A 14246-nucleotide genomic window follows, 5' to 3' on the forward strand; every position below is an offset into this window, starting at 1 on the left:
TATCCTTATGGACATCTATACCGCAACCGGTTGTTACAACCTGTTTGAATTTTATTTCTTGCATTACGTTTCATGTTTTGCACGAAGTTAAATATTCATCCTCGGTTGGTGTGCTTCATTCTAGCTCATGACCATTTCATATTTTTTCGGAGGTAAATTGGTTGCTGCCGGAACACATTTTGTTCCGTAGTTTGCAGCTGCATTGCCTCCTTTCCAGGTCCATTGATTAATAGCAGGGTCATATAACCACATATCATTCTGGTTTGTCACTAATGAACCTAATGTTCCACCGAATAGCCAGAATTTTCCGGTAAGATCTGTCCATGAAGCATAGGTCCAACGGCCTCCGGGTGTATTAGCAGCTGCAGGGACATTTAATGTGCCATATACTGCGGGTGCATTAAAAATATTTGATCCGCTCATCCAGGTCCATTGGTTCGTTGTAACATCATATTTCCACATGTCTCCGAAACGCTTATTGATGCCGCCATTGCCACCATAGAACCAAAGGTTACCGGCATTATCAACCCATGATGCAGAACATTCCGCCCTGGCCGGCGGCATATTGGTTGGACTGGCAACCCCCATTGTTCCATATGATCCGGGACTGTTGTTTATATTATTCGGGCCACCCATCCAGGCCCATTGATTTGTGGCAACATTGTATTTCCATAATTCATTCATCATATTTCCGGCACTTACAGCATTGTATCCGGTACCGCCAAACAGCCAGAAGTTACCTGCATTATCTACCCATGTCAGTGAGGCGTATGCTCTGCCACCCGGATAATTTGCGGCAGCGGGGATTCCCTGTGTTCCATAAACTCCCAATTGATCGGGAATGCCGGGGCCATTGATCCATGTCCATTGATTGGTGGATACATCATATTTCCATACATCGCTGTAATAGCCTAAACCAAGTCCGCCGAAAAAATAAAGATTACCCGCCGAGTCCTTCCATTCACCTGCAGGTTCGTATAATGCGGGAGGCATATTCGCCGGATTGGGTACGCCTTTTGTGCCAAATACACCGGGTGAATCAAATGTAGTGAGGCCATGCATCCATGTCCATTCCCCTGGCGCCTGGGCGAATACAGCATTGCTGAAAAACTGAAAGGTGAAGTGAACGACAAGTAGTAGTATTCCGAATTCATTTTTCGGCCGAATACATTTTGTAAAAAACGTATTGTAAAGCGAAACTCGCCTTATACCTTCATTACTCTTTGCATTGCTTAAACATATTTGTTTCATTGGCTCATTCGTTAGTTGAAACCCTGCCTTGCCTGCAGGCAGGGATGCACTTACAGTGCAGGACTTTCAGTTTCTAAAAATATTTTTTTCTCTGTGGCTCTCTGTGAAACTCCTTTTTCTCTGTGTAATTTTTGTGTTACACAGAGCTTCGCATCTGTGTAACACAACACTTCGGTGGGTAGGCACAGAGGTTACAGTAGAGAGCCACAGAGCATTTTTATTAAGTATTTCAGAAAGAATGAAATACTTTCTTTACCACAACCTCTGGACTTTCAGTCCAGAGTGGTTTAGTTATTTATTTTATTCCGTTTTTCCTGTTATCTTCCTCTTCACTTTCTTTTCGCTCAATTTCTTTCACAAACTTTCCTGCTTTGTCAATGTAAAATTCTTTTCCATCCATTCTTACTTCAACCATGTTATTCTGAAAGAGGTAAGCTTCATCATACTTAAAAGCTAAGAGTACATCTCCCTTTGGATTGATAAATCCCCATTTGCTTCCCTGTTTAACTGCGGCAACTCCTTCAGAGAAATTTCTTGCATCGGAGTATTGAAGCGGGATAATTGGTTTTCCTGCTTTATCAATATATCCGTATTTGCCATCTTTTTTTACACGAGCCAGGCCATTGATGAAGTCATCCGCCAGATCGTATTCCATTGCAATAGCTGTTTTCCCATCTTTGTTAATGAATCCGTGCTTGCTGTTTTGCGTTACTCTGGCCAGTCCATCATAAAAAGCGGAAGCATCATCATATATAAATGGTATTGCTACCTCGCCTTTCTCATTCAGGTAACCACGCTTTCCTCCCTGCAATACCAGCACTAACCCATCATAAAAATCACTCCCTGCCTCGTATTGAGGTGTTACTACAATTGTACCACTTTTGTCGCGATAGCCACATTTGCCATTTTGGTAAAATCGTTCCGGAGATTGGGAATACATGATCCCGCTAAATATTAATCCGATAAAAAGTCCTGTGAATAGGTTTGAATGGTTCATAAATATGTATTTAAAAAAATGTTCGGAAATTATTCTGTCAAAAGTATTATTTTATGCTGTCTAAAGTTCACTCAGAAAATTATAACAAAAACCGACTCATGGTGCAGTGAGGTTGATATTCACACTGCACCCGTTTTTATCTTTAATATTTACAGTGTAAGCTCCAGGGCAAAGTTGATTTTTATATCTATTGGTATATCCATCGGGCCAGGTATAGCTGTATGGAGTTGTACCGCCATTCGCTGAAACTATTAGCCATTCCTTGCAGCCGCAAGCTGCACAGCCTGCAGTGCCTTTGGAAAATTGCCCGATCAATGGCTGGGGTGAAATTACACTTGAAGCAGAAATAGCCGTACAACCTTTGCTATCTGTGATCGTTACGGTATAACTCCCTGCGCTCAAACCTGAAACCATTGAACCTGAAACCCCATTACTCCAATTATAAGCATAGCCCGGCGTTCCATTGCTTCCGTTTGCAATTATACTTCCATTTGTTCCGCCATTACAACTTATGTTGGTTGGGGTTACTGTTACACTGACTGCAGGATTAATTGTTATTGCTGCCGTTGAAGTGGATGTGTTCCCACCCGTATCTTTTATTGTTACTGTGTAAGTTGTGGTAAGGGTAGGGCAGGGTGATGGTGTACTATTCTGGGTGGTGGCGCCGGTACTCCACGTATAAGTATAAGGGCTGACACCTCCCGTACCACTTGCAGTTACAGTACCACAGACACCGGAACATACTGAGCTGCCGGTAGCGGTTACCACAGGCATTGCTGAACAATCGACCACATTGACTACAGATGTTACCGTACCACCCTCCCGGTGGTGCGGCGTAACCACTATAGGGTATCGTTGAAACTGTCCATGCGTAATTTGTAGGACTACCACTACCGGTATGTGTAAAATTTACTGTTGTGCCTTTACAAACTGTTCCACCGGGCGATTGTGTAAAATCTGCTGAAAGTGGAGCTGTGCCGGTTATAGTGAAGTTTTGGGTTGCAGTACATCCTCTGTCATCTGTAACTGTTACAGTATAATTTCCGGCTGTAAGCCCAATTGTTGATCCTACCAATTGTCCGTTTGTCCAGGTATAATTATACCCTGGTTTTCCGCTTGCGATTGTTACCGCAGCAGAACCGAATGTTGAACAACTAATGTTTGTACTGGATGGAATGAGAGCAAGTGGAGTATAAACTATCGGAACACTTCCGTTTATTGTACAACCATTAACATCAGTAATTGTTACACTGTATGTAACACCTGCATTTAATCCTGTTGGCGTTTGAACGGTTTGCCCATTGCTCCATAAATAAGTATAAGGCAATGTGCCACCACCCACATTTACTGTTGCTGTTCCTGCATTAGCCGGGCATGACCAGGTTGTTGAAAAAAATAAACTTAATGGTTGGGGTTGAGTAATAATTACAGTTTGTTTATACATGCAGCCTGCGGCATCAGTAATGGTAACAGTAAATACACCGGACGAAAGACCTGTTGCTGTTGGTGTGTTTTGCCCGCCTGCTGAGGGACTCCACAAATAAGTGTAAGGCAGAACTCCTCCGGATACAGTTACTGTAGCTGTCGCATTCGTACCACCATTACAAGCTGCATTGGATTGAGTGGCAGTTACAGATAAACCGCTTCCGGCAGACACCGTTACACTTGTTGTTTTATCAATACAGCCGGAGCTGCTTACTGTAACTAAATAGTTACCGGCACATACACCAGTAATTGTTTGCCCTGTTTGCCCAGTGTTCCAGAGGTATGAGTATGTAGCGGAACAACCTCCGTTTGGCGTAACAGTAGCACTGCCACTACAGCTGCATCCCGCATTAACAGAGCTTGTAGTAAGTGTAAGCGGTATGTTTTTAAACTTAGCTATAAAGCTATCATCTTGCCCACCATTAAATGTTCCATTATAATAAGCTCCGCCTCCTGGATTGGTTAAAGGATAAGTGGCAACATTTGGATTAGATAAGATACTGTTAATTGTATATGCAGTCCATTCCCCTCCAACAAAAAGACTCCCGGCATTATCAACCGCAATAGGAGATCGGTAATCAAGTCCATCTCCTCCAAAATAGGTTGCCCATAGCAAGTCTCCGGTATTTGAAAATTGTGTAATAAAAATATCAGCACCATAATTCGAACCCGTAATGTTCGGATCTCCATTATAAGTGGAGTCATAGTAGCCATTTACATCACAAGATTGCTTGGTTGTAATGGGGACAGCGGGACCATTTGCATTAGTGTAAGGTGCTGAAAAACTCATATAAACTGTTCCGCAGGAGTCCACAGCTAAATTATCGAATGTAAGAAGCGTAGTGAAAGCTTTGCCATAATAAGTAGCCCAAAGGCGATTACCTGAATTGTCAAATTTAAGAATGAAGGGTGTATCATGACCAAAAGCTGGGGTGTTGCTAAAATATCCCGGACAAGTAGTGCATAAAGGGAAGTCGTTTGAACCGGTTGTTCCGGATACAAATACATTGCCACTGGCGTCTGTTGCGATTGAATAACCATAGTCGCCTGTATAGCCTCCATAATAAGTAGCCCATAAGCGATTACCGGAATTATCAAATTTCAGAATGAAGACATCTCCATTTCTAAAAGTATCAGCCAACGTTCCCTGAAAATATCCGGGGCAATTACTACATACAGGGAAATCATCGGAAAGCGTTGTGCCGCTTACAAAAACATTTCCATTGTTATCTGTTGTTATAGCAAAGCCGGTTTCACCCGAAAAACCGTTACCGGATAGGGCAATTGCATTAGTGCTACCCCCATAAAAAGTAGCCCATAAGCGTACCCCGTTATTGTTGAATTTTAGTATAAAGACATCTCCATTACCTCCATAACCCTGAAAATAACCCGCACACGTATTACATACGGGGAAGTTGGCAGAGGAAGTATTGCCGGTAACAAATATGTTACCATTGGAGTCTGTTGTGATTGAATTGGCAACACCGGATCCATAATAAGTAGCCCAAAGGCGATTCCCTGTATTATCAAATTTCAGGATAAACATACTGCCACCAGTTCCTTGAAAATATGCTCCACCAAAGGGATTGAAAACAGGAAAATTACCTGACCCGGTACGTCCAGTTACAAACACGTTGCCTCCAGCGTCTGCAGTTATGGAGTGCCCCATATCATCACCCGTTCCACCATAATAAGTAGCCCATAGCCGAACTCCTGTATTGTTGAATTTAACAATTACTACATCTCCATAGCTATTTCCACCTCCAATGATACCCTGGTAATATGCACCAATACTGCTTTGAACAGGATAATTGGCTGAAGTGCTGTAGCCGGTTACTAATACATTTCCCACATTATCTGTTGCGACCGACTGAAATCCATCTACTCCTGACCCTCCGTAGAATGTAGCCCACACTAGTTGTGGGTCTATAACAAGGGAATCGTTCGGATCATATTTGCCGGTTTTAATAGCTATTTCGTAAGAGAAAAGCCCCTCTCCGGCTCTCCCCGAAGGGGAGAGAGCAGAGTGTCCTTTAGATGGAGCATTACCTGCTCCAGAATATAGTAGTGAGTAGTTTTTTTTAATTGTATAATGAGATGAGATGGTATTTGATCTACTTTCTTGATAACACAACAACTCTCCTTCGGTAACTTTACCCAAATCGTTTTCAAACTCTATTTGGTCCCTGTTAACTTTTAGTTTTCCGCTGCCTTCGTAAACTAATTTTATTTGTTTGGGATCGGCATGAGGGTGTACTATAAAATCGTGCTTCAGGCCCCTTCCGGTTTCCCCTTGCTTGGTTAGCGAAGTATAGAGTACCCAATCAATACCGGGGTAAACTTCTTTAATGGTTATTTTGGAATATGTTTTTACATTAAAAATTCCATCGGGGCAATGTGTCAGAAAATAATTGATGTTGCCTTGAGTAATATCATCCTGTGTAATAATATTCTCTTTTTTAATTGACGCATTTTTCAAAACCATATCTACGTGTTGCCATTCGCCTTTTATTTTTTCACCACCAGATTCCTTTTCTTCATGATTTTCTTCTGAATCGCGTTCCGCCTCTTCCATTTTTAAAAATTGGTAGGTAAGTCCCTTATTTGTAACCCAAATAATTATGTTAGGTGTTTCGGCCTTAAATAAAACATAAGGAGTGGGCTTACCATCCATATCGACCATTTGCCCTTTGTTTTCTTCGAAGCCCAATTGCATCTGATTTTTTACCCATTGCCTGGCTTTAAGTTCAGAGTCTGAATCTTTCATTTGGCCATGCGCAGACATGTTGCAGGCAATAAGAAGCCCGACTATAATTAGTAATGATGTATAGTTCTTTAAGTAAATCATGGAGTTGTTATGTTAGCATTACAGTATAAGTACCCGTACAAAGTTGGTTTCTATATCCATCAGAGCAGATATAGCAGTAGGGTTTTGTCCTGCCTGTGGAGTTACCATCACCCACTCTTTACAACCACAATCGGCACATGCCGCAGTGCCTTTGGCATATACCGTACCTCTGCATATCATTGCCGAATTTATTGTGGCGGTGATACTTCCGCAGACATTAACAGTAATGTAACTATTCTTAATTAAAGAATCTTTTTCACAGGGTGTAACAACTAACTTAACTCTATAGGTTCCGGCTGTATTATAAACAATGCCTGTCGGATTTTGTAAAGTAGATGAAGATGGAGTGCCGCCTGTGAAAGCCCATTGCCAGCTGGTGGCAGCTGCGTCACACGAACTAACTGTGCTTTGGTTGGTAAAGCTGAGGATATTTCCTGCATAAATAGTTGTATTGGTAGTAAATGCTATTGCGGGTTTGCCTGCATCTCCGCACCCCTTTCTGCAAAGCTTGGCAATGGTCATGCCACCAGGCGATATGCCTGTACCTGTAGACAAGAAGGTGATCTGCCTGCTTCCGGAATTACAATTATTTTTTCTTTTAAAATTCATTTTCATGTACCAGGCAATTTGCATTCAATATTATTGACTACGTTTCGAAAGAGATTCAATTGTAATAAAGGTTGTAAATAAATAGCCTTAAAGCAAACCAAAAATCACTTAAAATTACTTTATCAATTGTTAAAATAGCGGTATCAATAATAAAATACTAATAATTTCAAATTGAAATTTGTATATTTATTTTGGTAAAAAATAACAACGAAAATGAAAACTCCATCCGACGAACTTTTTGTGTTGATCAAGGGTATGAATGCGCACGAAAAGCGCATTTTTAAGCTAAATTCAACGAAAAATAACATTGGTTCACAAAGTAAAACATACCTGAGAATTTTTGACATCATCAATAGACAAAAAAAATATAATGAAAAAGAATTGATTTTAAAATTGAAAGAAAGCGGAGGCGCTCTTAATTTTTCAAAGTCTAAAAATTACCTTTTTAAAGCTTTATTGGATTGTCTCGCTGTGTGTCATTCCCATAGTAACACATCCTTCAATTTGCGAACCCTTATTTCTCAGGCGGAATTGCTATTCAGCAAAGGCCTACTTAAGACCGCTATGAAATTAATTGTTAAGGCAAGAAAAATAGCCTTGCAAAATGAAAGCTATGCCTATTTGAATATCATTAATAATATTTATTTAAACATTTTGCTCAGCGGACTTTATTCAAAGGATTTGAAAAAATATACAGAAAAGGGAATTGCAGAAAGCATAAATTATGTTGACCACCTTAAAAATCACCTTGAATTAAAAAATCTTCAGATGAGAATGTTTCAATTGTGTCATGAAAGCCAGGTGAAAGGCACTACTGACCTGCAAGAGGTTAAAAAAATTCTGAGGTCGCCGTTATTGTCATCTCCGGAAATGGCGATCTCTTATCCTTCTAAAATATCTTATTATAATGCGCATTATGCCGGAGCTTTATTGTTGGGAGATAATTCCGAAAGGGAATATGCCAGGAAAAAGGAATGGTTGCACTATCTTGAATCGGATAAAAACAAACTGGAACTTCGTGCTGAAAGTTACCTGATAGCTATTTCCGGGTTAACGCTGACATTGCAGTCAAATCCTGCTCTTCCCTACCGGGAAGAAGAAGTTGGTTCTTTATACAACAGGACGACAAATTATTATTCCGGTCTTTCATCAAGAGGGAAAACAAACCATGTTTCAATAACTTATTTGCACATCCTGGTAAATTTCATGAGTGCCTTTTTAAAGATGGGTATGCCTTCGGAGGTTTTAAATGTAATGAACGAGATAAAATTACATGAAGCATATAAGGAGGGTTTGAAAGAAACAACCAAAATATTATTGTATAATAATTTTTTCACAGGCTATTTTATCAACAAACAATTTCGTGAAGCTTTAAGATGGCTTACAAAGATTATTCATTCGAAAAGTGATTCGTGGATAGAGATACAGTCAGATGCAAGAAGATTCCTGTTAATGATCCATTATGAGTTAGGGAACTATGACCTGCTTGTTTCCGTCGCAAAAAACGCAAAGCGATTCATGATAAAGAATAACTATTACAATGAATTTGAAAAGGCGATGATCGATCTTTTTGTGAAGGACCTGCCGGCTGCTGAAAATAAAAAGGAAGAAGCGGAAGCCTTTAAATCGTTAAGACAAAAGATCGGGGCATTGAACAAAAAGAACAAACAGATACCGGCCTTGCGGAATTTCAATTACATCTGGTGGCTTGATAGCAAGATCGAGGATCGTCCTTTTATAGAGATCATTAAGATGAAGGGAGAAACAGTGAGAAGCTGATAATAGTTGCCGGTAAGTTTATGGCGCCGACAAGTTAACATTTATACTGCACCCGTTTTTGTCCTTAATATTGATCGTGTAAGCTCCCGGACACAACTGATTTTTGTATCTGTTTACATAACTATCCGGCCAGGTGTAAGAGTAGGGGCTTGTTCCTCCGGTGCCGGTTACCATGATCCACTCTTTGCATCCGCAGGAGGCGCAATTGGCGGTACCTTTCGTAAACTGTCCGGCAAAAGGTGGAGGTGAAATCAAAGAAGTTGTGAAAGTCGCGGTACATCCTTTTGAATCAGTAGCTGTTACAGTGTAACTGCCCGAGTTAAGGCCTGTGGCTGTGGATGTGGTTTGTCCGTTACTCCAGGTGTAAACATAAGGTGCAGTACCGTTTCCGGCTGAGGCGAATACTGAGCCGTCAGCTCCCCCGTTACAACTTATACCTGTTGCAGTGGTTGTAAGATTTACAGCCGGATTGATCATTACTATAGCTGTTGATGTGGAAGTGCTCCCTCCGGCATCTCTTATGGTAACCGTATAAGTAGTTGTTGCCGAAGGACACGGGCTGATGTTTTGTGTGGTTGCGCCATTGCTCCAGGAGTAGGTATATGGACTTGTTCCTCCGGAGCCGCTGGAGGTAGCTGTAGCGCAGGACCCGGGACACACAGAGCTGCCTGTAGCTGTAACTGTTGGGGCCGCGCAGTTAGTTATGTATACATTCCTTGTAACAGTTGCCGTACAACCGGCGTTAGTAACGGTATGGGTAACAGTATATGTGCCGGCAGACAAAAAAGTATAAGAAAAATTTGTAGTTGTGCCTGATACCAAACCAGGAGTGATCGACCATGAATGTGTACCAGTTGTACCGGTGTGAGTAAAAATTACTGCGGTATTTGTACATGCATTTATTTTTGATTGCGTAAATGTGGCTGATACAGGATTGGTTCCTGTGATGGTAAATATTTTTGTTTGTGAACATCCATTACCGTCCGTAACTGTTACGGTATAATTGCCTGCTACTAGTCCGTTTGTGGTTGGACCGGTTGCTCCATTGCTCCAGGTGTATAAATAAGGTGTGCTAACACCAACAGTGACAGATGCGCTGCCGGTTGTTGTACAACTATTATTTACACTTGATGTGCCGGTGATAGGCGGATTAGGCTGGGTAATTTGTACAATCGAAAGGATCTTGCACCCATTGGCATCTGTTACAGAAACAGTATAAGTACCTGCAGTGAGGCTACCGGCAGTGGCATTTGTTCCAGCTGCAGGGGACCAGCTGTAGGTGTATGGAGCTGTTCCTCCTGTTACATTTGCTGTTGAACTGCCTGTATTTCCGCCGTAGCACTGAACATTTGTCTGCGATTGAGTAATAGCCAGGCCGCTTGGTGAGGTAATTTTTACAGTATCAGGATATGGCTTGCAATTGTAGGTCAGGGTAACATTATGTATTCCTGCACACAGGCCGGTTGCCGTTTGGGTGGTTTGTCCGTTACTCCATGAATACATTACACCTGCAGCAGCCGGGTTTCCGCACTGAACAAACAATGAGGCCGTAGCGGTGCCATTACATGAACAGCTGGCCGGAGTTATTGCCTTTGCAATTGAGTCGGTTGCTTGTCCTGCAACATCAATGGAAGTAACAAATTTTTCGCCGCAGGCATACAGTGTTTTCCCTTTATATCCTATGGCTACATCGTGTACTGTATCCAGATTGGATGGAAGATTAATCACATTGGTTTGCACCAAAGAAGTATTGAATACCTTGATCGTTGTCTGGTATCCAACATATAATCTTTCACATGCATCTACATCTATCCCACACCAAAAAGTTTTCACAGAGGTTCCAATGCCTCCTGCAACAATTACAGGGGGCAGAATAGCATTGCTGGTTATTAAAGCACCTGTAGTTTTATTGAATTTGGAAAGTGTATACCCATCCCACATATAAACTCCGTTGTTTCCCGCTGTCATAATATTCATTCCATTTTGAAATGAACCGGCATATCGGTTATGCGATTGCTCCGAAAATTGGTATCCATTGTTAACGTTAAATAATGTAGGTGTAAGGGGGGGTAAGGGTAGTTTAACTAAAACATTATAGGGGATTCTAAAACAACAAGCCATATAGCAAGTTGTTCCGGCAGGGTCAATTGCAACACCGACCATATCGCGACTGCTCGATGGGGCAGCAACCACATTCAGAAAGTTGAATCCGGTTAAATTTGTATTTATTATAGCACCCTGATAGCGCCCGGCTGTGCCCCCTGTGCCCCCTCCTCCAATTACTATCTGATCGGTGCAGGGATTCCATACAGCGCGCCAGAACTCTCTCACACTTCCGGCAATAGGTGCGGGAGAAAAGTAAGTTCCCATTAGTCCACCTGTTGTTGAAACTTTTTCAACGCTGCCTGCGGTACCTCCGCCTATGCCGACAATAAAACTATTCCCGGTCACCCTGTCAACTGTAAAATCACAATACAGTGTTGTTGGAATATAGGTCCATATCAATGCCCCTACACTATTCAATTTAACAAGACGGGAACTTGTACCCGAATAAACATTTCCATTGTAATCGTAATCGATGTCCCATCCATCTGCCGTACCTCCGAATGGATTTGTGATCCAGGGGTCTATCACAAGCGTTTTGTTTGCATCATACGAGTCGGGGAGAACGAATGATGAGCCCTGCCGCTTCAAATTAAATTTTGTGAATATTTTGCGGTCCGTTTCTCCTTCATAATAACTTACCGGTGCGTGATCAATAAAATCACCCATTTCAGTTTTTATAATTACATCACCTTCTTTACTTTCTTTAAGAGATCTTGCTCCGATGTATATAGTTTTTACTTTTGTGACGTCTGCTCCGGGATGCACAATAACAGTATATTTTAATCCTTCTTTATCTTTTGGAAAAATATATTCCACATCAATTCCTGGGTAAAGATTCCGATACGTTATTTTTTTGAACACATTTGCTTCCAACGATGAGGCGGGTCCGGTGGCATAAACAAAATAGTCGGATCGTTTTTCTGAAGCCTCTATAGTCACATCGGGATTCGCTCCTTCCCACAAAATTTTAAAGTAATGTGTTTTGCGTATTTTGAAAGCTTCCTGTTCAGCTTCTTCATTTTCTTCTTTAGCATCTCTCTTTTTAGGATATTCATCATAACGGTAAGTCAAGCCCTCAGAAGTAAAATAGGCCTTAACGGCCCCCAGTTCGGCACCGTACCATACCCTGGTATCGGATTTTAATAATGTATCGAACTGCCCACGATTCTCAATAAATACTTTTCCTTCAAAGGGATTAACTTTCCAGTTGATCTTGTGTTTTTGAGGTGGGTTGTTTTCGGAGGTGCGCGAAAAAAATGCTCCGTTCTGACCGAAAGTTGTATTCCATGAAAATAATATAACCAATACCAAATAGTTAACTTTCATTTTCCTTTGTTTTCTGTTTGAAGATAAGAAATAAAAATACTTTTGACAATTTTAGGTCCCGTAAATATAAATGTTGCAAGCTGAACTTACCTGAACACAACCAGTTTGTCCTGCCGAAGTATCGTTTCAGGTGAACGGATAACGAAATAATATATCCCGTTCATAACGCCGTTCGCTGCTAAATCAAGGAAGTTTTTGGATTCCGCTAACTTTTTACTGCATACAAGCTGTCCCGTCATCGAATATAATCTGAACTCCACCTGTAACTGAATGTTTTGTTTTGCTTGATCGAATTCAATTGTGATAGTTCCATTATTTGGGTTGGGATAAACCGCTAAAGAAAAATTTTCGATCAGCTTATTAATACCTGAACAGTCGTTGAGTTTAACATGAGCCGTTTTTGACGTAGTTGAACAAATTCCTTTGGTGACAATGACAGAGTAATCTCCGGTTACGGAGGCGGTATAAGATGATAATGTTGCGCCATTTACATCGGATCCATTGAGCTGCCATTGATAAGTTAAATTGTTCCCGGTTAATGCCTGCAGCTTTAATGTTGCTCCGCAGGAAACAAGTGTATCGGTGATTGAGAAAAATGCCACCGGCTTACAGGAAGAAGTATCAATCAGGTGCCAGATCTTTCCGCTCGAATTCCCGGTAAGATATAACTCTCCGGCATCATCTTCGCCAAACGCGCTGTAATCATTCTTTGTAAAGCTTCCGATGGTATCGGTTACAAATGTGCTTGTTCCTGTACGTCGTATAGACCAGATGCGTCCGCTGCAAAAGTCGGTAAAGAAATACCTGCCAAACATATTGTTGTATTGTGTTCCGCGGTATACATACCCGCCTGTTACCGAACAGCCATTGCCCGAATTATGAGGATAGTTGAAGACCGGAGAGGTATAGTTTGACAACGGTCCGCAACCGCCGGTGTTGTAGTTACTTGTAGCTTCATAACACCTCCATCCGTAATTTTCACCGCCTGGTGATGAGCCGGGCTGAAAATCTATTTCTTCATAAATATTCTGCCCTACATCCGCGATCCACATATCTGCTGTGATCCTGTCAAAACTGCAGCGCCAGGGGTTGCGCAGTCCCAGTGACCATATCTCTTCCTTAACACTTGTTTGTCCCACTAATGGATTGTCTGCCGGGATCGAGTATTTTATGCCCGTGAACGGATCAATGCGCAGCATCTTCCCAAGGAATACATTTTTATTCTGCGCGTAATTATTGGGGTCTCCTCCACTTCCACCATCACCCTGCGAAATGTATAAATATCCGTCTTTGCCAAACATCATATTGCCGCCGTTGTGATTGGTATATGGCTGAGTAAATTGCAACAATATCAGTTCACTGCCCGGCAGTGCCTTATTTGAGTCAGCAGGATCAACGGAATAACGGGCAATGACAGTGTATCCGGCACTGGTGCCACCTGTATAATTCACAAAAAAATATCCGTCGGTTTTATAATTCGGACTGAAAGCGAGTCCCAGTAAACCCTGTTCATTTCCGACGGAGTTCACTTTACTTGTTATATCAAGAAATAGGGTAGGGTTCACAACCCCTGTTTTACTCATAATGCTTATTGTGCCTGATTGATTGACAACAAATAGTCTTGAATCGCTGCAATGTTTTATATCGGTCGGTCTTGTAAAACCTGAAGCGATCTGAACCGGGTAAAGTTTTGGTTTTTGAGCAACCCCGGCCAGGCAAATTATGAATAAGGCGTACGTAATATTTTTTCGGATAATGTTATACATGGTAAATGGATTAGGGTGTGCATAAATATAGGATGGGAGTATGTGATAAGCAAGGAATCTTAAATAATGTGTTTAAATC

Annotated in this window: 7 protein-coding genes; 1 reads left to right on the forward strand and 6 read right to left on the reverse strand. The window is 41.5% G+C overall.

Going from position 1 to position 14246, the window contains the following annotated elements; genetic code table 11:
- Positions 1–120: 120 nt before the first annotated feature.
- The 4 genes from HYU69_01135 to HYU69_01150 form a co-directional block, all read right to left on the reverse strand.
- The gene (locus HYU69_01135; GenBank protein ID MBI2268941.1) at positions 121–1251 is read right to left on the reverse strand and encodes a hypothetical protein; all 1131 of its coding nucleotides are present in this window, start codon (positions 1249–1251) and stop codon (positions 121–123) included.
- 295 nt (positions 1252–1546) lie between these two features.
- Positions 1547–2248, reverse strand: a complete 702-nt coding sequence (locus HYU69_01140; GenBank protein ID MBI2268942.1) for a WG repeat-containing protein — start codon at positions 2246–2248, stop codon at positions 1547–1549.
- A 646-nt stretch (positions 2249–2894) separates the two neighbouring features.
- On the reverse strand, positions 2895–6581 hold the full coding sequence (locus tag HYU69_01145; GenBank protein MBI2268943.1) for an SBBP repeat-containing protein: 3687 nt from the start codon (positions 6579–6581) through the stop codon (positions 2895–2897).
- 18 nt (positions 6582–6599) lie between these two features.
- Positions 6600–7196, reverse strand: a complete 597-nt coding sequence (locus HYU69_01150) for a PKD domain-containing protein (protein MBI2268944.1) — start codon at positions 7194–7196, stop codon at positions 6600–6602.
- 207 nt (positions 7197–7403) lie between these two features.
- Here HYU69_01150 and HYU69_01155 point away from each other — a divergent pair, with 207 nt between their 5' ends.
- Complete coding sequence (locus HYU69_01155; protein MBI2268945.1) at positions 7404–8969, forward strand: hypothetical protein; 1566 nt, start codon at positions 7404–7406, stop codon at positions 8967–8969.
- 18 nt (positions 8970–8987) lie between these two features.
- On the opposite strand, the gene HYU69_01160 is transcribed toward HYU69_01155, so the two are convergent.
- Together HYU69_01160 and HYU69_01165 are read right to left on the reverse strand one after the other, a co-directional pair.
- Complete coding sequence (locus tag HYU69_01160; protein ID MBI2268946.1) at positions 8988–12401, reverse strand: hypothetical protein; 3414 nt, start codon at positions 12399–12401, stop codon at positions 8988–8990.
- 86 nt (positions 12402–12487) lie between these two features.
- Entirely contained in the window at positions 12488–14167 is a 1680-nt protein-coding gene (locus tag HYU69_01165; protein MBI2268947.1) for a PQQ-dependent sugar dehydrogenase, read from the reverse strand.
- Positions 14168–14246 lie beyond the last annotated feature (79 nt).

This window comes from Bacteroidota bacterium (genome assembly GCA_016183775.1).
GTDB lineage: Bacteria > Bacteroidota > Bacteroidia > JABDFU01 > JABDFU01 > JABDFU01.